The sequence below is a fragment of the Neoasaia chiangmaiensis genome (assembly GCF_002005465.1).
GTDB lineage: Bacteria > Pseudomonadota > Alphaproteobacteria > Acetobacterales > Acetobacteraceae > Neoasaia > Neoasaia chiangmaiensis.
In genome coordinates this window covers 1191119-1215619 of the sequence record NZ_CP014691.1, presented here as the reverse complement: position 1 = coordinate 1215619, position 24501 = coordinate 1191119, and the positions used below count along the sequence as shown (strand labels likewise).

The following is a 24501-nucleotide window of genomic DNA, read 5'->3' as shown; positions in this document are numbered from 1 at the left end:
TGGCAATGCAGCACGTCACACTCACACGCTTTCCCTATGAGGAAGCGTCCAATCGCCCCGGGATTCTCAGGCTTGAACAGGGTCTGCTGCTCGAATGCGGCCAGCATCTGGCACCGTTGGACATTGCCTATCGGACCTATGGTACGCTTTCCGCGGCGCGCGACAACGCCATCCTCGTCTGCCATGCCCTGACCGGGGATCAGTATCTGGGCGATACGCATCCTCTGACGGGCAAGCCGGGCTGGTGGAGCCGCATGGTGGGGCCTGGCCTGCCCATCGATACGGATCGGTTCCATGTCATCTGTATCAATGTGCTGGGCGGTTGCATGGGATCGACCGGCCCGCGTTCGATCGGCCCCAGGGGAGAGCCGTGGGGAACGGAGTTTCCGCCCATCACCATTCGGGACATGGTCAGGGCGCAGGCATTGCTGCTCGATCATTTCGGCATCGAGCGTCTGTTCGCGGCCATCGGCGGTTCGATGGGCGGCATGCAGGTGCTGGAATGGGTCGCCACCTATCCGGAACGCGTCTTCGCCGCCATGCCGATCGCAACGGCTCCGTTTCATTCGGCACAGAACATCGCGTTCAACGAAGTCAGCCGACAGGCCATTTTCGCCGATCCGGAATGGCATGCGGGGCGCTACTGGGCGCATGACGCTGTCCCGGCGCGGGGGCTGGCCGTGGCGCGCATGATGGCGCACATCACCTATCTTTCTGAAGAGGCATTGACGCGCAAATTCGGACGTCGGGTCAGGCGCGATCCCAAGGCATCGGCGGGAAGCACGCCCGGCGGCACTATCGGGACGGCGTCGCTGTTCGGCGAGATGTTCGAGGTCGAAAGCTATCTTCGTCATCAGGGGTCGAGTTTCGTGCGGCGTTTCGATGCCAATTCCTATCTGACCATCACGCGGGCCATGGACTATTTCGATCTGAGCGCGGAACATGAGGGTGACCTGTCCGCACCGTTTCGTGGTGTGGCGACACGCTTCTGCGTCGTGTCGTTCAGTTCCGACTGGCTGTTCCCGACCTCGCAATCGCGTTTGATGGCGCGCGCCCTGAATCGCGCGGGTGTCAACGTGTCCTTTGTCGAGATCGAGAGCGATCGTGGGCATGACGCTTTTCTGCTCGACGAGCCCGACCTGGATCGGACGGTGCGGGGGTTCATCAATGGTGCGGCCGAGCATGCCGGATTGAAGGCGGCCCACTGATGCGTCTCGACCAGAAGCTCATCGCGGGCATGATTGCGCCACGTACACGGGTCCTGGACGTCGGCAGCGGCGATGGTGCGCTGATCGACTATCTTTTCCGGACGCGCGGTTGCGACGCGCGCGGTATCGAAATCGATATGCGGGAGGTCACGCGTTCCGTGGCGCATGGCTTGCCGGTCATGCATGGCGATGCCGATCATGATCTGGCGCACTATCCGGACAATGCTTTCGATTATGTGGTCCTTCAGCGCACGTTGCAGGCCGTGGAAAGGCCCCGCGAAGTGCTGCGGCAGATGTTGCGCATCGGGCGGCATGCCGTAATCTCGTTCCCGAATTTCGGGCACTGGCGTTTGCGCCTACAGCTGTTGACGTCCGGGCGGATGCCGATGACCGCCGTGTGGCATACGCAATGGTATGAGACCCCGAATATCCACCCCTGCACGATCCGGGACTTCCTCGCGCTTTGCCAGGAGGAGGGATATGTCGTCGACCGCTGGCTGGCGATCGACGAGGTTGGCGATCGTGCGCCGTGGCGCCGCTCTATCCGGCTGGCCAATCTCTTCGGTGAACAGGCCCTGTTTCTTCTGCGGCGACGCGACGCATGACGGAGTTTCTCGTCGGCTTCGATGGCGGGGGAACGGGCACCCGCGTCCGCGTGACGACGCTGGCAGGGGAACTGGTGGGGCAGGGAAGTGGCGGCGGCGCGAATATCGCGGTCGAGCCCGTGCTGGCATGGCGTTCGTTGCGGCAGGCCTTCGCGCCGCTGCGCGCTGAGTTGCCGGCTTCGGCACGGTTGTGGTGTGCGGCGGGTCTGGCGGGAACGGAAGCGGCCGATGCGCGGGGGAGGTTCCTGTCTGCCCGACCTGACGATATGCCCGAGATGGCACTGGTGACGGACGCGCATACCAGTTGCCTTGGCGCCCATGGCGGCGCGGACGGAGCGATTGTCGCCATCGGCACCGGCTCGGTGGGTTTTGCACTGTCGCATGATCCGAATGGGACGAGGCTGACGCGCCGCGTCGGCGGCTGGGGTTTCCCGCAGGGCGATGAAGGCAGTGGCGCGTGGATCGGGCGGCAGGCGGTCAGCGCGATGCTTCAGGCGCATGATGAGCGGATTCAGCCCGATGCACTGACTGAGGGCGTTCGTCAGGCGTTGGCGGCGGAAGGCGACCCCATGGCCTGGGCTATCGGCCGCCGTGCGGCAGAGTTTGCCGCCCTGGCGCCATTGGTCGTCTCGAGCGCTGCACGAGGCAGCGGGCATGCGCAGGCAATCATGCGTGCGGCGGCGGCGGAAATCGAGGCTCACGCCACGGCGCTGTTGAAGCCTGCGGCGTTTGCGAGCCTTCCGCTATGCCTGCTGGGTGGCCTTGGACCGGTGCTGGAGCCTTATCTTTCTGTGCGGTGGCAGCATCTTTTGCGGCCACCGTGCGGCGATTCCGTGGACGGTGCGTTGCTTCTGGCGCGATTACATCGTACGACTTCCATGGAACAATCAGAAGGACAGCCGACATGACCGAGATTCTGCAGGCGATGAAGGAGCGTCGTGCCACCAAGCGTTTCGATGCTTCATACAAGATTCCGGAAGATGAATTGCGCGCCATTCTCGAGGCCGCGAAATCGGCGCCGACAGCCTTCAACGTGCAGCATTGGCGATTCGTCGTCGTGCAGGATGCCGAGCAGCGCGCGAAGATCAGGGCCGCGGCCTGGAACCAGCCGCAGGTGGAAGAGAGCGCGGCGCTGATCGTCCTCTGCGCCGATTTTAAGGCGTGGAAGCGCGATACCTCGCGCTATTGGGCCGGCGTGCCGAAGGAGATGCAGGACAAGTATGTCGGCATGATCCAGCACTTCTACGACGGTAATGAGCAGTTGCAGCGCGACGAAGGCATCCGCTCCTGCGGCATGGCGGCCTATGCCATCATGCTCGCGGCTGCCGCGCACGGATTACAGACCTGTCCGATGGATGGTTTCGATTTCAAGAAGGTCGGCGAGATCATCAATCTGCCGGAAGATCATGAGATCGTCATGTTCGTCGCCATCGGCAAGGGATCGGAACCGCCGCCGCCGCACGGCGCCCGTCTGCCCTATGATGAAGTCGTCCTGCGCGATCGTTTTGCCTGACCGACCGCAACTGCTGGCGGAAAAGCCTTGCGGTTGCATACCGCGCCACCTATATCGTGGCGCTCCCAACCCTGACGCGCGTCGGAATGGATCGAATCCGTTCAGATGCGCGAAAGGCGATGCCGTGGATGGCGTTCGACGACACGTTTGTGCGTCGGGACCGTGATCGCAACGGCAGGCAGGGCCGAAGTTCGGTTTTGCTGACGCTGCGGGGTTATGTTCCATCACGCGACGCTTGAATCGGTTCTGGTCGAGACCCGCCGATATCGGTCGATTATCTCGCCCCCGAGGAGGCGCCCCCTTTATATGACGACGACTTTTGCCGAACTGAAGCTCGCCGAGCCGATCCAGCGCGCGTTGGCCGAAGAAGGCTACACGACGCCCACGCCGATTCAGGCCGGATCGATCCCCTATCTGCTGGAGGGGCGCGATCTTCTGGGTCTTGCACAGACCGGCACAGGCAAGACGGCGGCCTTTGCGCTGCCGATCCTGAACCATCTGCTCAACAATCCGCGCCGCGCGCCGGCGAAAGGGGCGCGCGCCCTTGTGCTGGCTCCGACGCGTGAACTCGCTGCCCAGATTGACGACAGCTTCAAGGCCTACGCGCGGCACATGAAGCTGAAGCATGCCGTGATTTTCGGTGGTGTGGGGCAGGGCCGGCAGGTCGATGCCATGCGTCATGGCGTGGACGTGCTGACGGCGGCGCCCGGGCGTCTGCTCGATCTGATCGGGCAGGGTCACATCGACCTGTCCGGTCTGGAAATCCTTGTCCTCGACGAAGCCGACCGCATGCTCGACATGGGTTTCGTGCGCGATATCCGCCGGATCGTCGCATTGTTGCCGAAGGAGCGTCAGACGCTGCTCTTCTCGGCCACGATGCCGAAATCCATCGAGGATCTGGCGCATTCGCTATTGCGCGATCCGGCCAAGGTGGAGGTGACGCCGCCGTCCTCGACGGTGGATCGCATCCGGCAGGCGGTCATGTTCGTCGAGTCCGAGAACAAGAAGGCCGCGACGCTGCTGCTCGTGGATAACCCCAAGGTTGTGCGGGCCGTGGTCTTCACCCTGATGAAGCACGAGGCCAACAAGGTTTCGGAATTCCTCAACAAGAACGGCATCGTCTCCGAAGCGATCCACGGCAACAAGTCGCAGGGTGCACGCGAGCGCGCCATGAAGGGCTTCCGCGATGGCTCCGTGAAGGTGCTCGTGGCAACCGATATCGCGGCGCGTGGCATCGACGTGGACGATGTCAGCCATGTTTTCAATTATGACCTGCCCAACGTGCCGGAAAGTTATGTGCATCGCATCGGCCGGACGGCACGTGCGGGACGTGAAGGCTGGGCGGTGTCGCTCTGCGATCCCGAGCAGCGGGCATGGTTGCGCGACATTGAAAAGACGATCGGCAAGCCGGTCGCCGTCGTGACCGATCATCCGTATCATTCCGAGGCAGCCCAGAACTCGACCCTGCGTCCGCCCGTTCTGGGTGGTGGCGGTGGCCGGGGGCGTGGCGGTCGCGGTGGTCTGCCGGTCGGTCAGCGCAACGGCCCGCGTGGCAACGGCCGGCCGCCGGGTGCGCCGGGTGGTGGCAATCGCCGTTCAGGTGCGCGTCGCGTCGCCTGATCCGCAAGGCGCGAATGCCGTTGCGGTTTTGTATTGTTCCATGTGAGACTTCCGGGGGGCATATCCTTGGGAGGCGCGCATGGAGACCAAGATCGACGGTGGTATTTTACCGGTGCTGCGTGTCTGGCTACAGCCCGGTGAGCGTCTGGTCGCCGAAACTGGCGAACTCTCTTGGAAAAGTCCGCATATAACGCTCCACACCACGATGTCGGGCGCCGGCAATAGTGGTATTCTGGGTGCGGTCTCCCGCGCACTGGCCGGTGGCGGCCTGTTCATGACTGAATATGTGGCCGAGGGCGCGCCCGGTCTGCTGGCGTTTGCCGCGAAGATGCCGGGTCATATTCACGAACATACATTGGACGGCCATCGCAGCTATCTCGTACACCGCCACGGTTTCATCGCCGGGACCGATGGCGTCAAGCTCGAGCTGGGGTTTCAGCGCAGACTGGGCGCGGGGCTGTTCGGTGGCGATGGTTTTCGTCTCCAGCGCGTCAGTGGATATGGGACGTTCTGGACCGAATTGGGCGGAGAGGTCGTGATGCACGATCTCGCGCCTGGTGAGCAAATCGATGTACATCCGGGACATGTCGGGATGTTCGAGGAAAGCGTTCAGTTCGATATCACGATGCTGCCGGGTATCCGGAACAAGCTGTTCGGTGGCGATGGATTTTTTCTGGCCAGACTGACCGGCCCGGGCCGTATCTGGCTGCAAACGCTCACATTGCCGAATCTGGCGGGCGCCCTGGCGCCATTCCTTGCATCAGCCAAGGCATAGAAGGGACGACCGAAGGCGCGGTCCCTGGGTCGTCGAGCCGGCAACTTTTGACTGAATGCGGTTGTTACAATCGGCATCAGTTTATTGCGGCGTCGGAATTGAATTGCAGTGCTGTTATTGGCGGAGAGGGTGGGATTCGAACCCACGGTAGGCTTGCACCTACGGCGGTTTTCAAGACCGCTGCCTTAAACCACTCGGCCACCTCTCCATGAACCGTCGGGCGGTTCGCGCGCATTTGCGCTGCTGGAGCCGCATTCGTCAACTCTCGAGATGTCACTAAAGTGTCGCCCGAGAGAAACATGCCTCACATTTCGTATCGCGAACGCCCGATTTTCTTCCTGTGGATGCTGCCATATTGCGCTGGAGGCAGCCCGGTGTGGCTGTTCGATCCAATCTGGGACGAGAGAAACGATGTCGAGGAAAACCCTTTTCGCACTCATGCTTGCAGCGGCTCCGGCTTTTCTGGCTGCTGCCCATGGACAGGATGTTGCACCGCCGCCGCATGAAATGCACGGCCCGCATGGGCGCATGATGATGCCGATGCTGGCGGGGATCGATCTGACCAAGCAGCAGCGCGAGAAACTGCATGCGTTATGGAAATCGCATCATGGTGACATGCGTGCGTCATGGCATCGTGAGCGTGATCTCGACGATCAGATCGCGGCGGTGCTGATGGCTGACGGCACCGTCGATCGCGCAAGGCTGACTGCGCTGTTCCAGCAGAAAGATGCGCTGCGTGCGCAGGCTGAGCAGGCCAGTATCGACGATGCAATTCAGGTGCATGATATCCTGACGCCGCAACAACTGGCGCAGGCGCGTGCCACGCATGCCAAGCTGGAAGGTCTGGAGCAGCAGATTCATGACCTGCTGAAACCGCCGCATGACGACGTGGACGCACCGCAGCCCGACTGAGCGACGCCCTCTGGCCCTTTGATGTGGCGTGGGACGATATGACTTGACTTATCGTCTTGCGTCTCATAGGCAGACCGCCGGATCAGAACACGCCACATCGCGAAGGCTCGCGCAGTGGCGCGTTTCCATTTGGGATTAGGGTTTCCTTTGTTCGACTCGCTTTCAGGTAAGCTGTCCGGTGTTTTCGAGGGTCTTTCCAAACGCGGAAAGCTGTCGGAAGCCGATGTCACGGAGGCGATGCGCGAGGTCCGTCTGGCGATGCTGGATGCGGACGTGGCGCTGCCGGTCGTGCGGGACTTCGTCAACAAGGTGCGCGAGCGGGCCGTCGGGCATGAGGTGCTGGATAGCATCTCGCCCGGTCAGGCCGTTGCGAAGATTGTCAACGATGCGCTGATCGACGCGCTGGGCGGCGCCGGGTCCGTGCCGCTCAATCTGAATGCCGCGCCGCCCGTGCCGATCCTGATGGTTGGCCTGCAGGGTTCCGGCAAGACGACGACTTCGGGCAAGATCGCGCTGCGGTTGGGTCAGCGGGAGCGCAAGCGCGTCCTGCTGGCATCGCTGGACGTGCAGCGCCCCGCCGCTCAGTTGCAGTTGCAGCAACTGGCCGAGCGCACCGGGGTGGGTTCCCTGCCGATCGTGCCCGGCCAGCAGCCGGTTGAGATCGCCAGGCGCGCGTTGGAGACGGGGCGTCGCGAGGGGTATGACGTCGTCATCCTCGACACGGCCGGTCGTCTGTCCATCGACGAGGCGTTGATGCAGGAGGTGCGCGACGTGCGCGCCGCGACCAACCCGGTCGAGACCCTGCTGGTCGTGGATGCCATGACCGGGCAGGACGCCGTCAACACGGCGCAGCACTTCAATGACGCGGTCGGCATCACCGGCGTGGTGATGAGCCGCATGGATGGCGATGCCCGCGGTGGCGCGGCGCTGTCGATGCGCGCCGTGACGGGCGCGCCGATCAAGCTGGTCGGCACGGGCGAGAAGCTTGAGGCGCTGGAGGAATTCTACCCCGAGCGCGTGGCTGGACGTATTCTCGGTCTGGGCGATATCGCGGGACTGGTCGAAAAGGCGTCCGAGACGCTCGACCAGGAAGAGGGCGAGCGCGTCGCCAAGAAGATGCTGGCGGGCAAGTTCGACCTGGACGACTATGCCTCCCAGATTCGGCAGATCAACAAGATGGGGTCGATTTCCGGCATTCTCGGCATGTTGCCCGGCATGGGCAAGATCAAGGAGAAGCTGGAAGGTCAGGAGATCGATACGTCGATCTTCAAGCGGCATCAGGCCATCATCTCATCCATGACGAAAGGCGAGCGCAAGACGCCGTCGATCATCAAGGCTTCACGCAAGAAGCGCATCGCGGCCGGTTCCGGCACGAGCGTGCAGGAAGTCAACAAGTTGCTCAAGCAGTTCGACGACATGTCCACCGTGATGAAGCGCATCAACAAGATGGGCCTCGGTGGCATGAAGCAGATGCTTTCCGGGCTGATGTCGGGCGGTGGTCCCGGCGGACGGCCCGGTGGCGGTTTCGGTGGCGGTTTCCGGCGCTGAATTCGCAGCAGGTTTCTTTGGTTTAACAGTTTCTGGAGTTTTTCATGAGCCTCAAGATTCGCCTTGCTCGCGCCGGTGCCAAGAAGCGCCCGTATTACCACATCGTCGTGGCGGACAGCCGCAGCCCGCGCGATGGTCGTTTCATCGAGAAGGTCGGTGCCTATAACCCGATGCTGCCGTCCGACCATGCCGAGCGCGTGCGCCTGAACGACGAGCGTATCAAGCACTGGCTGTCGAACGGCGCGCAGGCGACCGATCGCGTGGCACGTTTCCTCGGCAACGCCGGTCTTGCGCCGAAGCCGACCTGGAACGAGCAGCCGAAGCAGTCCGCGCCGAAGAAGCGTGCGCAGGAGCGTGCGGCGGCGAAGGCTGCGGCCTGATCCTGCCTGTCTGGTCTGATCGCTTCCATGTCTCAACCCGCCAACCAGCATGATATCCTGATCGCGACCGTCGGGCGACCGCACGGCGTGCGTGGTCTGGTGCATCTGCATGCGGCTACCGAGGATCCGGCTGCGGTCGAGGATCTGGGGGCGCTGTATGATGGGCAGGGACGTGCGTGGACCGTGTCCTGGCGCGCACCGGGCATTGCAGTGTTGACGGATGCATCGGGCGCGTCGGTTGCCGATCGCGATGCCGCGGCGCGACTGGCGAACCTGAAGCTGTATGTTTCGCGCGATCGGCTACCGCAGGTGGCGGAAGACGAGTTCTACCACGCTGACCTGCTGGGTCTGCGGGCGGTCACGCCCGAGGGCGCGGCATTGGGCACGGTACGACTGGTCCACGACTACGGTGCGGGCGTCAGCCTCGAGATCGCCGGTGCGGATCGCGACTGGATCGTCCCTTTCACGCGGGCCTGTGTGCCGGTCGTGGATGTTGCGGGAAACTGCCTGACGGTTGTGCCCCCCCATGAGATCGAGGTCGAAGGCGATCTATCCGGTCGCGACGATGTGTCGGTGCGGACATGAGTTGGCAGGCGGACATCGTGACGCTGTTCCCGGACATGTTTCCCGGTCCGCTGGGCATGTCGCTGGCAGGGCGGGCGCTGGAGACCGGCGTATGGTCGTGCACGGCGCATGATCTGCGCACGCATGGTCGCGGGCGTCATCGCGCCGTGGACGACACGCCGTTCGGCGGTGGGGCGGGCATGGTGTTGCGGGCAGATGTCGTTGCATCGGCGCTGGATGCGGTGGCGGCGTCCGGCCGTCCCGTGATTTATCCGACGCCGCGCGGCAAGCCGTTCACGCAGGCCGATGCGCGTCGTTATGTCGCCGGGTCGGGGGTCGTCGTTTTGTGCGGCCGGTTCGAGGGGGTCGACGAGCGGGTGCTGGAGCAGCGCGGTATCGAGCAGGTCTCGATGGGCGATTTCGTGCTTTCGGGTGGTGAAATCCCTGCGTTGGCGCTGCTGGATGCGTGCGTCCGGCTGTTGCCGGGGGTGATGGGTTCGGTGTTGAGCGACGCCGAGGAAAGCTTCGGCGAGGGATTGCTGGAGTATCCGCATTATACCAAGCCGGCCCTCTGGGACGGTCTGGAAGTTCCTGCGGTTCTGCTTTCGGGGCATCATGGGGCGATTGCCGCATGGCGCCGGGAACAGGCCGAGCTTGCGACGCGGTCGCGCCGTCCCGATCTATGGGCGGCTTACGAGGCGCGGCAGGCGACAGACAAGTTTCGAGTTCATTAAGTTTCGGTTTTTAGGAGTCACGTCATGAACATCATTCAGCAGTATGAGGCGCGCGAAATCGAGCGTCTGTCCGCCGCCCGCGCGGTGCCGGAATTCCAGGCCGGCGACACCGTTCGCGTTGGCGTGCGCGTTGTCGAAGGTACGCGCGAGCGCGTCCAGGCTTACGAAGGCGTGGTGATCGCGCGTTCGAACAAGGGCCTGAACAGCAACTTCACGGTTCGCAAGATCTCGAACGGTGAAGGCGTGGAGCGTATTTTCCCGCTGTATTCGCCGAGCATCGCGGACATCACGGTTGTCCGTCGCGGCAAGGTTCGTCGTGCGAAGCTGTACTACCTGCGTGGCCGCAGCGGCAAGTCCGCGCGTATCGCCGAGCGTCCGCGCGACGTCGTCGCTTCGTAAAGCGGTATTGCCGGGAGAAAGAGGGAGGAGAAGCGCATGGTGGCGCGAACATTGTTCGATAAGATCTGGGCCGACCACGTGGTGGAAAAGCTTCCGGACGGCACCTGCATCCTCTACATCGACCGGCATCTTATTCATGAGGTGACGAGCCCGCAGGCCTTCGAGGGCTTGCGGCTTGCCGGGCGGCGGTTACGTCATCCCGAAGCGACGATCGCGGTCGTGGATCATAACGTCCCGACCTCCGATCGAAGTCTGCCGATCGAGGAGCCGCAGAGCCGGCTACAGATCGAGACGCTGGAACGCAACGTCAAGGAATTCGGCGTTCCGTATTTTCCGCTGCGTTCACGAAATCAGGGTATCGTGCATGTTGTCGGGCCGGAGCAGGGTATTTCTCTGCCGGGCATGACGATCGTGTGCGGTGACAGCCATACCTCGACGCATGGTGCGATGGGTGCGCTGGCATTCGGCATCGGTACGTCCGAGGTCGAGCATGTGATGGCGACGCAGACGCTGTTGCAGAAGCCTGCGAAGAACATGCGCGTCACTGTGGATGGTCAGGCCGGACCGGGTGTCACCGCCAAGGACATCATGCTGGCGATCATTGGCAGGATCGGCACGGCGGGCGGTACCGGGCATGTGATCGAGTTCGCCGGGTCGGCGATCCGCGCGCTCGACATGGCGGGACGTATGACGCTGTGCAACATGTCGATCGAGGCCGGTGCGCGTGCCGGTCTGGTTGCGCCCGATCAGACGACTTTCGATTACATCGAAGGCCGTCCATTCGCGCCGAAGGGGGCTGCATTCGATGAAGCCTGCGCCTATTGGCGCATGCTGGTTTCCGATCCGGACACAGTGTTCGACACGGAAGTGACGCTGCGGGCCGAGGATATCGTGCCGAACGTCACCTGGGGCACGAGCCCCGAGGATGTCCTGCCGATCACCGGTCTGGTGCCTGACCCGGCATCGTGTGCTGATCCGGCCAAGGCAGCATCCTGGCGACGGATGCTCGATTACATGGGGTTGGAAGTTGGTCAGGCGATTGCCGGCACGCCGATCGACGTTGCGTTCATCGGTTCATGCACCAACAGCCGTATCGAGGATTTGCGGGCGGCGGCGGATATCGCGCGCGGGCGGCATGTCGCACCCGGTGTGCGGGCCATGGTCGTGCCGGGTTCGGGTCTCGTCAAGGCGCAGGCCGAGGCGGAGGGGCTGGACCGCATTTTCCTCGATGCCGGGTTCGAGTGGCGTGAGGCCGGTTGTTCGATGTGTCTGGGCATGAATCCGGACAAGCTGACCCCGGGGCAGCGCTGTGCATCGACCTCCAACCGTAATTTCGAGGGACGGCAAGGGCCGCGCGGTCGCACGCATCTCTGTTCGCCGGCCATGGCGGCGGCTGCCGCGATTGCCGGATGCCTGACGGATGTCCGCGAAATGGCAGCGATGGAGCCGGCGTAATGGACAAGTTTACGGAGCTGACGGCCATTGCCGCGCCGATGCCGGCGGAGAACATCGATACCGATCAGATTATCCCCGCACGGTTTCTCAAGACGATCGAACGCAGCGGGTTGGGCAAGCATGCCTTCGCGGCGCAGCGTTATGATGAAAGCGGCAACGAGAACCCTGATTTCGTGCTCAATCAGGAGCCCTATCGGCGAGCCGAGATCCTTATCACATTCGACAATCTGGGTTGCGGATCGTCGCGTGAGCATGCACCGTGGGCCCTGCTGGACTTCGGTATCCGTTGCGTGATCGCGCCGAGTTTTGCCGATATTTTCTACAACAACTGTTTCAAGAACGGCATCCTGCCGATCCGTCTGCCGCGTGAGATCTGCGAGCAGTTGATGGACGATGCCCGCCTGGGCGGCAATGCGCGCATCACCGTGGATCTGGAGCGGAAGATTATCCGCCGTCCGGATGGCGGAGAGGTCGCTTTCGATGTCGATGATTTCCGTCGTCATCTGCTGCTCGAGGGTTTGGACGATATCGGCCAGACAATGCAGCATGACGATGCGATCGGGGCATTCGAGCAGCGTCGTGCCGTCGACAAGCCATGGATGCCCAAAATCACGATAGGAGCGACACCGTGACCGATACCAGGAAACTTCTCGTCCTGCCGGGTGACGGCATCGGGCCGGAGGTCATGCGGGAGGTCGCGAAAGTCGTGACATGGCTGACGGCCCATCGGGGTTTGAAGCTTGATATTGCCGAAGAACTGGTCGGTGGCGCGTCGCTCGCGAAACATGGCGTGCCGATCCGCGATGAGGTGATCGCCCTGGCGAAAGAAGCCGATGCGGTGCTGTTCGGCTCCGTCGGCGATCCGGCCTGGTCGCATGTCGGCTTCGACAAGCGACCCGAAGTGGCCATCCTGCGTCTGCGGCAGGAGCTTGAACTTTTCGCCAATCTGCGTCCGGCGAAGGTTTTCGACGCGCTTCTGGACGCCAGCACGCTGAAGCCTGACGTCGTGCGTGGTCTCGACATCATGATCGTGCGCGAGACGGTCGGCGGCATCTATTTCGGTGAGCCCCGCGGCATCGAGACCCTGCCGGATGGCAGCCGGCGCGGCGTGAACACCGAGGTTTATACCACGGCGGAAATCGAGCGTGTGGCGCGTGGGGCGTTCGATCTGGCGCGGGTGCGCGATAATCGCGTCTGTTCGGTTGAGAAGTGCAACGTGATGGAAAGCGGTCTGCTGTGGAAGCAGGTCGTGACGGACCTTCATGCACGCGACTATGCCGATGTCGAACTGTCCCATATGCTGGCCGACAACTGCGCGATGCAACTGGTGCGCAATCCGCGTCAGTTCGATGTGTTGGTGACGGGCAATCTCTTTGGCGATCTGCTCTCGGATCTCGCCTCCATGCTGACCGGGTCGCTCGGGATGCTGCCTTCCGCGACGTTGGGCGCGGTGCAGGAGAGCGGCAAGCGGCATGCGCTGTATGAGCCGATCCATGGTTCGGCCCCGGATATCGCGGGGCAGGGCATTGCCAATCCGCTGGCGCAGATTCTCTCTTTCGCCATGCTGTTGCGTTACTCGTTCGGGCGGGAAGACGATGCGGTGCTGATCGAAACGGCCGTGTCCAATGTGTTGGCCAGTGGCTTCCGTACGGCGGATATCATGTCCGAAGGCATGGCACGCGTCAGCACGGCTGTGATGGGTGACGCGGTCGTGCAGGAACTGCGGAAACTGACGGATTAACGACACGCGCGGGTGTTTAGGTGCTTTGCTTTTTGAGCGGATCGCCTATAAGAGCACCTGTCCGTGCGAGAGTGACGGAACGGTAGACGTAGTCGGCTCAAAATCGACCGCCGCAAGGCGTGGGGGTTCGAATCCCCCCTCTCGCACCAGCCCGATTTCGGGTTGTCTTTCAAGCGCCGGGTTTATGATGGTCGGCGCTGCCACCACCCGGATCGCTCCCGATGTCTGAACAGTTCTTTCCCAAGCCGCAACATAAGCCCGAGCGACCTTTTTTCTCCTCCGGCCCCTGTGCAAAGCGTCCCGGATGGTCGCTTGACGCTCTCGGTGGTGCGCTTCTGGGGCGATCGCATCGTGCACCGGAAGGGCGTGCGCGTCTGGCAGAGGTGATTGATCGTTCCCGTTCCGTGCTGGGCGTGCCGGAAGGCTGGCGTGTGGGCATTGTCCCGGCTTCCGACACGGGGGCCGTGGAGATGATCCTCTGGGCGCTGGCTGGCGAGCGCGGTCTGGATGTCCTGTCGTTCGAGAGTTTTTCCGGCGAATGGGCGCGCGACCTGCGCGATATACTGAAAATCGACGATCTGCGCATTTTCGAGGCGGTATACGGCGAACTGCCGGATCTGGCGGCGGTCGACTGGTCGCGCGATGTCGTCCTGACATGGAACGGCACCACCTCGGGCGTCTGCGTTCCCGACGGTCGGATGATTCCGGCTGACCGTGACGGCCTGGTGATCTGCGATGCGACCTCGGCGGCATTTGCCATGGATTTGCCGTGGGATAAGCTCGATGTCGTCACATGGTCGTGGCAGAAGGCGCTTGGTGGCGAGGCCGCCCATGGCATGGTGGCGCTGAGTCCCCGTGCGGCTGAGCGTCTTGCGCATGCCGACCAGCGCCCGTTACCGAAGATTTTCCGACTTGCGAACAGAAAGGGGCTGATCGAGGCGATCTTTGCAGGCGACACCATCAACACGCCCTCGATGCTGTGCGTCGAGGATGCGCTGGATGGTCTGCGCTGGGCAGCGGCGATTGGCGGGCTGTCGGCACTGAAGGCACGTAGCAGGGCTAATCTGGCGACGGTTGCAGCGTGGGTGGCGCGAACCGACTGGATCGAGTTTCTGGCATCGGATATCCGGACGCGTTCCTCGACGTCGATCTGCCTGAAGATCGTGGCGCCATGGTTCCTGACCTTGTCCGCGGATGATCAGGCGCGGGCGGCCAGTCGCATCGCCGGGCTGGTCGCGGCGGAAGGTGCGGGCTTCGATCTGGGATCGTATCGGGACGCGCCGCCAGGGCTGCGCATCTGGGGCGGCGCGACAGTGGAGACGCAGGATATTGAAAGACTGCTGCCCTGGCTCGATTGGGCGCAGGTGGAAACACGACGGGAATTCGCGGCATGAGCCCCTTTGAAGAGCCCAATACGGCGCTTTTGCCCTCCGGATTTATCGATCTGCTCCAGCATGAGGCCGAGGCCGAGGCACGGGGTATCGAGGCCGTGATGGACGTGTTCGCGCGGCATGGCTACGAGCGTGTCCGGCCGCCATTGCTGGAGTTCGAGGCTTCACTGCTGCACGGGGCGGGGCAGGCGCTGAGCGAGCAGACGTTCAGGCTAATGGACCCCGAATCCCGCCGCATGATGGGTTTGCGTCCCGACATGACGACTCAGGTCGCGCGCATTGCCGCAACCCGTCTGGTCGGTAGTCCGCGCCCGCTTCGCCTGTCTTATGCCGGTGCGTGCGTGGTCGTCGGGACGCCCGGGCGGGAGGGCGAGCGGCAGATCACGCAGGCGGGGATCGAGCTGATCGGTGTCGATTCGGCGGCGGCGGATGCCGAGGTGGTGCTGGTGGCAGCAGAGGCACTGGCGCGACTTCGCATCGCGCATGTGTCGTTCGACCTTTCCTATCCGGCGCTGGTGCAGTCGCTGATTGCTGAAGCCGGGCTGTCGGATATGACGCGAGCCCAGCTTGTTCATGCCGTCGACCGAAAGGACGCGGCGGCCGTGACGGAACTGGGAGGCGAGATTGCCCCTGTTCTGACGGCGATGCTTCATGCGGCCGGGCCGGCAGACGCTGCCCTCGCCGCGTTAGCCGGGCTCGACCTGCCGCCGGCAATCCGGACTATGGCGGATCGTCTGCGGGACGTCGTGGCGGTGATTGCCGCGCGTGCGCCGGATTTGCGCCTGACCGTCGATCCGGTGGAGTTGCGTGGCTGGCAATATCACACCGGCATCTGCATGACGGTGTTCGCACGCGGGCAGCGTGAAGAACTGGGCCGGGGCGGACGCTATCTCGCGTATGACGAAGAGGCGGCGTGCGGCCTGACGCTTCGTCCGGAGGTTCTGTTGCGGGCGGCTGCGCCGATCGAATTGCGACGGCGTGTCTACGTTCCGGCCGGGATGCCCGAGAGCGTTGCGGCGTGCCTGCGCGAGAAGGGCTATGCCACGGTGGCCGGGCTGTCCGCTGTTGACGATAGTCAAAACGAAGGGCGACGATTGGGCTGCGCCTATGTTTTGTCCAACGATGATCTGATCGAACTGTAAGAGGAAGCGCACATGTCCAACGTCACCGTCATCGGCACCCAGTGGGGTGACGAAGGCAAGGGCAAGATTGTCGACTGGCTGGCAAGCCGTGCGGATATCGTCGTGCGGTTCCAGGGCGGTCACAATGCCGGCCATACGCTTGTCGTGGGGGACCAGGTCTATAAGCTTTCGCTCCTGCCGTCCGGTCTGGTGCGCGGCAAGACCGGCGTGATCGGCAATGGCGTGGTCGTCGATCCCGAGGCGCTGCTGGCGGAGATCGATCGTGTCTCGGCGCAGGGGCTCGTCGTGACGCCGGAGACGCTCTGGGTGGCGGAGAACGTGCCGCTGATCCTGCCGATCCATGTGGCGACCGACCGCGCGCGCGAGGCCGCGCGGGGCGATCGCAAGATCGGCACGACGGGGCGCGGCATTGGTCCGGCCTATGAGGACAAGGTGGCGCGGCGTGCCATCCGTCTGTGCGATCTGGCGGAGCCGGAGACGCTGGACTGGAAGCTGGACGAACTGCTTCTGCATCACAACACGCTTCTGGCGGGGCTGGGTGCGGAGACGTTCACCAAGGAGGCGTTACTGGCGCATTTGCAGCGTCTGGCGCCGCGGGTCCTGCCTTTCGCCTGTTCCGTCTGGGAGCGGCTGGACGAGGCGCGCCGTGCCGGTCGTCGCATCCTGTTCGAGGGTGCACAGGCTGTCATGCTCGATGTGGACCATGGCACCTATCCGTTCGTCACGAGTTCCAATACGATCGCGGCGGTGGCGGCGAGCGGCAGCGGCGTGGGCCCGAATGCCATCGGATTCGTGCTCGGGATCGCCAAGGCCTACACGACGCGCGTTGGCGAAGGGCCTTTCCCGTCGGAGCTCGATGACGAGAACGGCAGGCGGCTGGGTGAGCGTGGGCATGAATTCGGCACGGTGACAGGCCGTGCGCGGCGTTGTGGCTGGTTTGATGCGGCGCTGGTGCGCCGGGCTGTCAAGGTGGGCGGTGTCTCCGGCATTGCCTTAACCAAGCTGGATGTTCTGGACGGCTTCGACGAGGTGAGGATCTGCGTGGGCTACACGCTGGATGGTGAGGCGATTTCGTCGTTCCCCTCGGCGCCTGCCGCGCAGGAGCGTGTGCAGCCGATCTTCGAGACGATGGATGGCTGGCGCGAAACGACGGCGGGGGCGCGTTCCTGGGGTGAGTTGCCGGCGCAGGCCATCAAGTACGTGCGCCGGATCGAGGAATTGATCGAGGCCCCTGTGACGCTTCTTTCGACGAGCCCGGAACGCGACGACACGATTCTGATGCGCGATCCGTTCGAAGATTGAGGATTTCTTAAGGTTTGGTCTGCCATGTTCAGCGCCGAAAGGGGTTGGCATGGCCGGGCTAAACAGTTTGCAGGCACTCCGGGGTCGCCCGGGCAGCGGAATACGCCTCGCGGGCCGTTTTCAGGTCTCCAGGGACGTGCCGCTGCCATCGTTGGGGGGCGCGGCGGCCTTTCAGGCGACGGATATCATGTCGCCCGGCACGTCTTTCGTCGCGTTGGCGCCAACATATGTATCGCCTGCCTTTCAGGAAATGGAAAGGATACGGCATCCCGCATTGCTGCCGGTTCTTACGCAGGAGCGGCAGCAGGGCGCCTTATGGGTGCTGACGAATCATCCGCCGGGACCTGCCATTGACGTGAGGCTGGCGCCGTGGCGCGAAGGGCAGCTGATCGAGGAGGTGATCCAGCCACTGGCGGCCTTGCTGAAGCACGTCGAAAACGCTGGCCAGACACTGCGCAATATCCGACCCGATAACGTTTTCATCAATCCCGGACGGCATCAGTTGACCCTTGGGCCGTTGGGTGTCGCCATGCCGGGTGCCGATCAGCCGGTCGTCTTCGAGGCACTGTCTTCGGCGGTATGTACTCCTGAAGCGCGTGGAAAAGGCACGATCGCCGATGACACCTTTTCGCTCGGGGTATTGGTGCTGATGCTTTGCCTTGGAGAGGTTCCGCTCTCAGGGCTGAGCGACGAGAAAATTCTCGCGCGCCGCTTCGAGCTTGGCACGGCCGATGCGTATATGCGTGACCGACAGGTGCCCCAAGGGCTTGTTTCAGTGCTTCAGGCGATGTTGTCGGACGATCCGACGCAGCGCCCTGCGCCGGCGAACCTCATCAACATGGTGTCCAGCAAGATGTTTTCGGTCCGCAGCGAGAAGCGTGCCCGGCTTCCGCTGGCGATCGGCGGCCAGAAAATCAGGACAGCCAGGGCGCTCGCCTGGCAGGCGACACGCTACCCGAGCGAGTTCGTCGATCTGTTGAAGCACCATGTGGTTGATACATGGCTGTCGCGTGAATTGCAGGAAGCGGGTCTCGCGAAGGTCATCAATAATGCTGTCAAAAGCCTGTCTCTCGCAGCCGGGACTGACAGCGAAATAAGTGTTGTCGGTCAGGTCGCGCGTCTTCTGGATCCGCATGCCCCTCTTTTCCGAGGTGGCCGCTGGTTCTGGCCGCAAGCAATTCCCGCAATGCTGGCGCGTAGTGTCGAACGATCCGAGACCGTGGACGCGATGAATGGGCTTTTGCCGGTCATCTCCCAGCTTCTTTCGCCGGAGCAGGACTACGAACACGAGGCCGATGAGATCGGCATGCAGTTACGGTCCATGATGCACCTGGTGCGACGCACCGGGCGTAAGGGAGCGTCGCGCCTGTTCAGGCTGATCTACGATGCCAATGAGTGGCAGCGTTGTCTGTCGCCGGTCTGTCTTCCAGACCGCCTCTCAAGCATGTCCCACGTTCTGGGGGCGCTGGATGAGTCGCTTCGTGGACAGGCAAACGCCAGCGATCAGGTGGAGCGACAGGGGCTTCTCGATGCGCAGATACGTGCGTTTCTGGAAAGCCAGTGCGCGCGTCGCGGGATCGTGACGCCGCCATCTGCCTCGGCAAGCGGGTGGCTGCCGTGGCTGGCGGATCTGCTCCTGATCGCGCATATCCAGCAAAGGCTTGGCAGCTTGCTCCTGCCCGGCATTGGCCAGACCATCCGCCCGATGCTGGGGGGTGAACTGAAGGCATGGCGTAGCCGTCACGAACGTGATCGGCGCGAGGCGCAGCTTGCGACCTTGAGCGAGCAGGGCCGTCTGTCCGCCATGCTCGATACAGTCGATGACACGGTGGCGTTGCGGCAGGATCAGGAGAATGCGGCGAACGCCCAGGCCGAACTTGTTGCGATCGAGGAGGAACTTGCCCAGCAGCCGGAGGGTATGCCGGCGGTGGATGCGGAATGTCGGCAGACGGCGCAGATTGTCGGCATTTTGAGTGGGATCGGCCTGAGCATGTTGAGCTTCGGCGTTGAATTGTGTCGCTGAGGTTCTGGTCGAAAAAGCTGCGTCCCAGGGTGGCGCCGCGACTGGAATGGTGGCACGGGATTGTGGTCGGTGTGCTGGCGGCATGCTTGCCGGGGCCTGCCCTGGTGCTTGCGGTATATATGGTGCCGCTTGCGCTTATCTATGCGACTGACCCGCTTAATGAGCCTTATCGTGTCGTGTGCGCCGCTTTCTTCATCATTGCCGCGTTCGCATCGCCAGCTCACACGATATGGTTGAAAGATGCTGACTGGGACGCCTGTCTGGCGGCCATTACCAATCGTCATCTTCTTTTACTGGACTGGTGCGCCGCCGGATTGGCGTGGATCATCATGGAAATTTCGATGATGGTGTGGCGCCTCATGCGCGCCCAGCAATATCGGCTGAACCGCAAGGCCCTTCAGAAACGGGCAGCCGATTTGCGCGAGGAATGGGGTTTCGCAGTCCCTGAAAACGACAAGGCCTCGTCCGCATAGACCGGTGACAGCCCGGTTTTGACGAGAGGGGACGCATCTTCCTGAAGAATGCGTCCCTTTTCGCAGATCAATCGTTACCTGCTTCTCGACTGTGCCGGCGCCGATCGGCGACCTCGGCCGACATGGCCTTTTGTAGCTTCTCGAACGCGCGTGCCTCGATCTGACGGACGCGCTCGCGGGAAATTCCATATTGATGCGACAGGTCTTCCAGCGTGGAAGGATCGTCCTTGAGACGACGTTCGGTCAGGATATGGCGCTCGCGGTCGTTCAGACCTTTCATGGCTTCCGTGAGCAGGGCCTGACGTCCGCTGAGTTCCTCCGACTGGGCAAAAGTCTCTTCCTGATTTTCCTGATCGTCGACCAGCCAGTCCTGCCACTCGCCATCGCTGTCGGCACGCAGGGGCGCGTTCAGGCTATGATCCGGCGCGGAGAGGCGCTGGTTCATCGAGATCACGTCCTGCTCCGGCACGCCGAGCACGGTGGAGATCTTGTTGACCTGCTCCGGCTTCAGATCGCCATCGTCGATAGCCTGCATCTGACCCTTGAGGCGGCGCAGATTGAAGAACAGCTTTTTCTGCGCGGCCGTGGTGCCCATTTTGACCAGAGACCAGCTATGCAGAATGTATTCCTGCATGGCCGCACGAATCCACCACATGGCGTAGGTCGCCAGACGGAAACCGCGATCGGGATCGAAGCGGCGCACGGCCTGCATCATGCCGATATTGCCTTCGCTGATCAGTTCGCTGATCGGCAGGCCGTAGCCGCGATAGCCCATGGCGATCTTGGCGACGAGGCGCAGATGTGACGTGACGAGCTTGTGCGCCGCCGCCGTATCTTCCGTGCGACGCCAGCGTTGCGCGAGATCGAATTCCTCCTGCGGCGTCAGCAGGGGGTATTTGCGGATTTCCTGCAGGTAACGGGTGAGGTTGCTTTCCGGACCTACGGAAATGACGGCAGAAGAGGCCATGGGCTGCTGCTCCTTTCGCCTGGGCGATGCATGATGCGACTGGCGGAGTGCTTACGGCACAGCGCCGGGATGGTTGCATCCTGCTCCAGGTGATGCAGTGGAAGGACTTCACGTCCTCGTCGACCACCCTCATGGAGCAGCGGCGGACGAGACGTCCATTCCGGCGACGCATCAGCTCGTCGGATCGACTGTCAATACACCATAGGCGTATTGTCCTGTCAATAAATCGTACTAGATAACTCCGATTTAACCTTTGCTTCGGAGGGCGTCGAGCAGGGTCCGGAAATCGTCGGGCGGGGGGGTTTCGAACGACATTCGTTCGCCGCTGCGGGGATGGATGAAACCCAGACGGGTCGCATGCAGGGCCTGCCGGGGGAAGTCGAGTGCCGCCCGCCGCGCGTCAGGCGCAAGCTGCCGTGCGGCGGCCGGAATCCGGCGCAGATAGATCGGATCGCCAAGCAGAGGATGCCCGGCATGGGCCAGATGTACGCGGATCTGGTGCGTCCGGCCTGTGGCAAGGCGGCATTGTATGTAGCTCACGCCCGTCTGGAATGTTTCCAGCAGCTTGACATGGGTCAGGGCTGGCTTGCCGGTCGTGCCCGTGACGACGGCCATGCGTTTGCGATCACGCTTGTCGCGGCCGATCGCGCCATCGAATCTGCTCTCCGGGGGCAATAACCCCCAGGCCAGCGCCAGATAGGCACGGTCGATGTCCCGTCGTGCGAAGGCGTCCGAGAGGGCGTTGTGGGCCAGCGGGGTTTTGGCGACCACCATCAGCCCCGAGGTGTCCTTGTCCAGGCGATGTACGATCCCGGGGCGTTTCTCGCCGCCGATTCCTTCCAGATCTTCGCCGCAGTGACCGAGCAGGGCATTGACCAGCGTGCCGCTTTCATTGCCCGGCGCGGGATGCACGACCAGCCCGGCGGGCTTGTCGAGCACGATCAGGTCGCGGTCCTCGAACAGGATCGGCAGCGCATGGTGTTCCGCTTCGGGGCGTGCCGGCGTGGCAGGCGGGATATGCAGGTGAAACGTCTGGCCGACACGCGTGGCATGCGACGGATCGCGCAACACCTCGCCGCCGCTGGATAGGTGACCGGCTTCGATCAGGCTCTTGATGCGGGAACGCGACAGGCCGTCGCATTGATCCGCCAGAAGACGGTCGATGCGCTGGCCAGCCTTCGCCTCGTCTATCGTCACGGTGTAGGCATCGGGTGGCGTCAGCAGGGTTGGCTCGGTCATGGCAGTGCTGTAGCGCAGGCTGAGGAGAAGGAAAATAATGGTCGTAAATGCAAACGAGGCTCCGCCACCCGTATCGCGCGCGCTGATGGGGGCGGTCATTGGTATGGGGGTGTTGATCGTAGTGGGAACGATCGGGCTGGGCGCGGTCATCGTGCATCGTCTGGCGCATGGCCACATACCGTCGGCCACGGTTGCGGCGACGGAACTTGCGCTATCGGTGCCGGCCGGGACGCAGGTGCGGTCGGTGACGGCGGTCGGGGACGGCCGTCTGGCCGTGCAGCTGCATGCCGAGAACGCCGACCGGGTCGTCTTATGGGATCCGGCCTCCGGGCGCGTCGTCGGGCAGCTTCTATTGTCGTCGCAGCACTGATCCGGAGCAACTCGACAGGCCGCCTCGCGTAGATTGAGGACACGCGTAGGATGATCGACATGAAAGCGCTGACATGGCGGAGCAAGGGCAAGATCACGTGCGAAACGGTTCCTGACCCGACGATCGAAGATGGCCGCGACGCCATCATCAAGGTGACGGCTTGTGCGATCTGCGGTTCGGATCTCCATCTGCTGGGTGGCTTCATGCCGACGATGCAGAGTGGCGACGTGTTGGGGCATGAGACGATGGGGGAGGTTGTCGAGGTGGGGGCGGAGAACTCCCGTCTGAAGCCGGGAGACAGGGTCGTCGTCCCCTTCACCATTGCCTGCGGGGCCTGTCGGCAGTGTCGCTGGGGCAACTGGAGCTGTTGTGAACGCAGCAATCCCAACGGCGCGAAGCAGGCGGAGACATTCGGCTATCCGCTTTCCGGCCTGTTCGGTTTCTCGCATATCACCGGGGGGTATGCAGGCGGCCAGGCGGAGTATCTGCGTGTGCCTTATGCCGACGTGGGGCCGATCAAGGTGCCGGCGGGCATCGATGACGAGAAGGTCCTGTTTCTCTCCGATATCTTTCCGACGGGGTATCAGGCGGCTGAATATTGCGAGATCACGCCGGAGGCCGAAAAGACGATCGCCATCTGGGGGTGTGGGCCGGTTGGCCTCATGGCCATCAAGTCCTGTTTCCTGCTTGGCGCGAAGCGGGTGATTGCGATCGATACCGTGCCTGAGCGGCTTGCGCTGGCGCAGCAGGCGGGCGCGGAGGTCATCGACTATGCCGTCGACAGCGTGCAGGACCGGCTGATCGACATGACGGACGGTCGCGGACCGGATGCCGTTATCGAGGCGGTCGGAATGGAAGCCCACGGTCATGAATCGATGCTGGACACGCTTGCCTCGGCCGTCATGTCCAAGACGACCAGCATGGAGCGGCCCTTCGCCCTCAATCAGGCGATCATAGCGTGTCGGCCCGGCGGGATCGTCTCCATGCCGGGCGTGTATGCGGGACCGGTCAATGCGGTCATGGTCGGTGTTCTGATGAACAAGGGCCTGACGCTCCGGACGGGACAGACGCATGTGCAGCGCTATCTGTCGCCATTGCTGGAGCGCATCGAGCGCGGCGAGATCGATCCATCGTTCATTATCAGTCATCGCTCGACAAATCTCGAGGACGGACCGGCACTGTACGAGAAGTTCCGGGACAAGGCGGATGGTTGCACCAAGGTGGTGTTCAAGCCGCACGGCTGATCGCCAGGGCGTGTTTCAACGGGGATAGTGGAGAGGGAGACGTATGAGGAAAATATTCGCAGCCGTAACAGCGTTCGGTGCCCTGGCGGGAGCGCAGGGACTGGGGCGCCGGTTCAGTCCGACGCCGGATCACGCTCGGACGCGCCAATGGTATGAATGTCTCTCGAAGCCCTCCTTCACGCCGCCCGGGCCGGTATTCGGCGTGGTCTGGATGGGACTGGATGCGCTGATCGGCTATGGCGGCTACCGTCTTCTCCAGGCGCCTCCATCGGAGAAGCGCCGGATTGCCTTGTGGGCATGGGCGTTGAGCATCGCGGGCATTGCCGGGTTCCCCTATGTCGCCTTCCGTGAGCGCAAACTCGGCGAGGCGCTGGGCGTATCGATAGGGCTGATCGGGACGACGGGGCTGGCAATCGGGACAGCGTCGCATGTCGATCGCAAGGCGGCCCTGAGCGGGCTTCCCCTGTTCGGCTGGCTGCTTTTCGCGACCTTGCTTCAGGAGGAACTATGGCGGCGCAACCCGACGCAGGCGGCGCCGGACGCATAATGACGGTCAGTCCCTGAGGACGGCGTCGAGCAGGCCGGGGAAGCGTGCGTCGATCTCGGCGCGGCGAAGGGCATTGAGATGCTGGACACCCTGGACATCGGTCTTGACCAGACCGGATTCCCGCAGAACCTGAAAATGGTGCGACATGCTCGATTTCGGGCGGTCGCCCAGCAGGGCGGCGCAATTGGCATAGTCGACCCGGGCGAGATGGCGCACGACTTCCAGGCGAATGGGATCGGCAAGTGCGCGCAGGAGAGGCAATAGCGCGATTTCCGATGAGTCCGGATGTTCGTAGAGCGGCATCTGTATTGTTTTCTCCGTAACGTGTGGCCAAATCTTCATGCGTTGC

Annotated in this window: 26 protein-coding genes and 2 tRNA genes; 24 read left to right on the top strand and 4 right to left on the bottom strand. The window is 63.0% G+C overall.

Annotated features, from left to right (window positions below; all coding sequences use genetic code 11):
* The first annotated feature begins 5 nt into the window (after positions 1–5).
* From metX to A0U93_RS05765, 6 genes are all read left to right on the top strand, one after another.
* Positions 6–1208: a homoserine O-acetyltransferase MetX gene (metX, locus tag A0U93_RS05795; RefSeq protein WP_077806507.1), complete on the top strand. Its 1203-nt coding sequence runs from the start codon at positions 6–8 to the stop codon at positions 1206–1208.
* A complete protein-coding gene (metW, locus tag A0U93_RS05790; protein ID WP_077806506.1) occupies positions 1208–1813 on the top strand; it encodes a methionine biosynthesis protein MetW in 606 nt (201 codons plus the stop codon). The genes metX and metW overlap by 1 nt, the downstream gene beginning before the upstream one ends.
* Positions 1810–2721 (top strand): BadF/BadG/BcrA/BcrD ATPase family protein, encoded by a 912-nt coding sequence (locus tag A0U93_RS05785; RefSeq protein WP_077806505.1) that lies wholly within the window; start codon positions 1810–1812, stop codon positions 2719–2721. The genes metW and A0U93_RS05785 overlap by 4 nt, the downstream gene beginning before the upstream one ends.
* Entirely contained in the window at positions 2718–3326 is a 609-nt protein-coding gene (locus A0U93_RS05780) for a nitroreductase family protein (RefSeq protein WP_077806504.1), read from the top strand. Before A0U93_RS05785 ends, A0U93_RS05780 begins: the two co-directional genes overlap by 4 nt.
* A gap of 306 nt (positions 3327–3632) precedes the next feature.
* Positions 3633–4946 carry a DEAD/DEAH box helicase gene (locus A0U93_RS05770; RefSeq protein WP_077806502.1) on the top strand — a complete coding sequence of 438 codons (1314 nt, stop codon included), beginning with the start codon at positions 3633–3635 and terminating at the stop codon, positions 4944–4946.
* 79 nt (positions 4947–5025) lie between these two features.
* Positions 5026–5721 carry an AIM24 family protein gene (locus tag A0U93_RS05765; protein ID WP_077806501.1) on the top strand — a complete coding sequence of 232 codons (696 nt, stop codon included), beginning with the start codon at positions 5026–5028 and terminating at the stop codon, positions 5719–5721.
* Between the two features lie 118 nt (positions 5722–5839).
* On the opposite strand, the gene A0U93_RS05760 is transcribed toward A0U93_RS05765, so the two are convergent.
* Positions 5840–5929, bottom strand: a tRNA-Ser gene (locus tag A0U93_RS05760).
* Positions 5930–6132: 203 nt separating this feature from the next.
* Between A0U93_RS05760 and A0U93_RS05755 the strand changes: the two genes are divergently transcribed.
* The 15 genes from A0U93_RS05755 (at position 6133) to A0U93_RS05685 (ending at position 19785) form a co-directional block, all read left to right on the top strand.
* Positions 6133–6633 carry a Spy/CpxP family protein refolding chaperone gene (locus A0U93_RS05755; RefSeq protein WP_169852702.1) on the top strand — a complete coding sequence of 167 codons (501 nt, stop codon included), beginning with the start codon at positions 6133–6135 and terminating at the stop codon, positions 6631–6633.
* A 147-nt stretch (positions 6634–6780) separates the two neighbouring features.
* Positions 6781–8181, top strand: coding sequence for a signal recognition particle protein (gene ffh, locus A0U93_RS05750; RefSeq protein WP_077806499.1), 1401 nt, complete (start codon positions 6781–6783; stop codon positions 8179–8181).
* A 44-nt stretch (positions 8182–8225) separates the two neighbouring features.
* Entirely contained in the window at positions 8226–8561 is a 336-nt protein-coding gene (gene rpsP / locus A0U93_RS05745; protein WP_029603424.1) for a 30S ribosomal protein S16, read from the top strand.
* Positions 8562–8588: 27 nt separating this feature from the next.
* Positions 8589–9146: a ribosome maturation factor RimM gene (gene rimM / locus A0U93_RS05740; protein WP_077806498.1), complete on the top strand. Its 558-nt coding sequence runs from the start codon at positions 8589–8591 to the stop codon at positions 9144–9146.
* Complete coding sequence (trmD, locus tag A0U93_RS05735; protein WP_077806497.1) at positions 9143–9859, top strand: tRNA (guanosine(37)-N1)-methyltransferase TrmD; 717 nt, start codon at positions 9143–9145, stop codon at positions 9857–9859. Before rimM ends, trmD begins: the two co-directional genes overlap by 4 nt.
* A gap of 24 nt (positions 9860–9883) precedes the next feature.
* The gene (gene rplS / locus A0U93_RS05730; protein ID WP_077806496.1) at positions 9884–10258 is read left to right on the top strand and encodes a 50S ribosomal protein L19; all 375 of its coding nucleotides are present in this window, start codon (positions 9884–9886) and stop codon (positions 10256–10258) included.
* 36 nt (positions 10259–10294) lie between these two features.
* Positions 10295–11713, top strand: coding sequence for a 3-isopropylmalate dehydratase large subunit (gene leuC, locus A0U93_RS05725; RefSeq protein WP_077806495.1), 1419 nt, complete (start codon positions 10295–10297; stop codon positions 11711–11713).
* Complete coding sequence (gene leuD / locus A0U93_RS05720; protein ID WP_077806494.1) at positions 11713–12345, top strand: 3-isopropylmalate dehydratase small subunit; 633 nt, start codon at positions 11713–11715, stop codon at positions 12343–12345. The genes leuC and leuD overlap by 1 nt, the downstream gene beginning before the upstream one ends.
* Complete coding sequence (gene leuB / locus A0U93_RS05715) at positions 12342–13454, top strand: 3-isopropylmalate dehydrogenase (RefSeq protein WP_077806493.1); 1113 nt, start codon at positions 12342–12344, stop codon at positions 13452–13454. The genes leuD and leuB overlap by 4 nt, the downstream gene beginning before the upstream one ends.
* A 65-nt stretch (positions 13455–13519) precedes the next feature.
* Positions 13520–13603 (top strand) — tRNA-Leu (locus A0U93_RS05710).
* A 72-nt stretch (positions 13604–13675) separates the two neighbouring features.
* Positions 13676–14848 (top strand): phosphoserine transaminase, encoded by a 1173-nt coding sequence (locus tag A0U93_RS05705; RefSeq protein WP_077806492.1) that lies wholly within the window; start codon positions 13676–13678, stop codon positions 14846–14848.
* Positions 14845–15987, top strand: coding sequence for an ATP phosphoribosyltransferase regulatory subunit (locus A0U93_RS05700; RefSeq protein WP_077806491.1), 1143 nt, complete (start codon positions 14845–14847; stop codon positions 15985–15987). Before A0U93_RS05705 ends, A0U93_RS05700 begins: the two co-directional genes overlap by 4 nt.
* 12 nt (positions 15988–15999) lie before the next feature.
* A complete protein-coding gene (locus A0U93_RS05695) occupies positions 16000–17289 on the top strand; it encodes an adenylosuccinate synthase (RefSeq protein ID WP_077806490.1) in 1290 nt (429 codons plus the stop codon).
* Positions 17290–17338: 49 nt separating this feature from the next.
* Positions 17339–19312, top strand: a complete 1974-nt coding sequence (locus A0U93_RS05690) for a serine/threonine-protein kinase (protein WP_077806489.1) — start codon at positions 17339–17341, stop codon at positions 19310–19312.
* Positions 19303–19785, top strand: a complete 483-nt coding sequence (locus A0U93_RS05685) for a hypothetical protein (RefSeq protein ID WP_147151154.1) — start codon at positions 19303–19305, stop codon at positions 19783–19785. The genes A0U93_RS05690 and A0U93_RS05685 overlap by 10 nt, the downstream gene beginning before the upstream one ends.
* Before the next feature lie 67 nt (positions 19786–19852).
* Here A0U93_RS05685 and rpoH read toward each other — a convergent pair whose 3' ends face one another.
* Positions 19853–20752: an RNA polymerase sigma factor RpoH gene (gene rpoH, locus A0U93_RS05680; protein WP_077806487.1), complete on the bottom strand. Its 900-nt coding sequence runs from the start codon at positions 20750–20752 to the stop codon at positions 19853–19855.
* A 246-nt stretch (positions 20753–20998) separates the two neighbouring features.
* Positions 20999–21991, bottom strand: coding sequence for an RluA family pseudouridine synthase (locus tag A0U93_RS05675; RefSeq protein ID WP_077806486.1), 993 nt, complete (start codon positions 21989–21991; stop codon positions 20999–21001).
* 37 nt (positions 21992–22028) lie between these two features.
* Between A0U93_RS05675 and A0U93_RS05670 the strand changes: the two genes are divergently transcribed.
* Genes A0U93_RS05670 through A0U93_RS05660 form a run of 3 tightly spaced genes read left to right on the top strand, consistent with a single transcriptional unit; the run spans position 22029 to position 24152 of the window.
* Positions 22029–22361 (top strand): DUF6476 family protein, encoded by a 333-nt coding sequence (locus tag A0U93_RS05670; RefSeq protein ID WP_077806485.1) that lies wholly within the window; start codon positions 22029–22031, stop codon positions 22359–22361.
* Between the two features lie 59 nt (positions 22362–22420).
* Positions 22421–23605, top strand: a complete 1185-nt coding sequence (locus A0U93_RS05665) for a zinc-dependent alcohol dehydrogenase (RefSeq protein WP_077808359.1) — start codon at positions 22421–22423, stop codon at positions 23603–23605.
* Positions 23606–23648: 43 nt separating this feature from the next.
* Positions 23649–24152: a TspO/MBR family protein gene (locus tag A0U93_RS05660; protein ID WP_077806484.1), complete on the top strand. Its 504-nt coding sequence runs from the start codon at positions 23649–23651 to the stop codon at positions 24150–24152.
* Positions 24153–24158: 6 nt separating this feature from the next.
* Here the strand turns inward: A0U93_RS05660 and A0U93_RS05655 are convergent, their stop codons facing one another.
* Positions 24159–24455 (bottom strand): ArsR/SmtB family transcription factor, encoded by a 297-nt coding sequence (locus A0U93_RS05655; RefSeq protein WP_077806483.1) that lies wholly within the window; start codon positions 24453–24455, stop codon positions 24159–24161.
* Positions 24456–24501 lie beyond the last annotated feature (46 nt).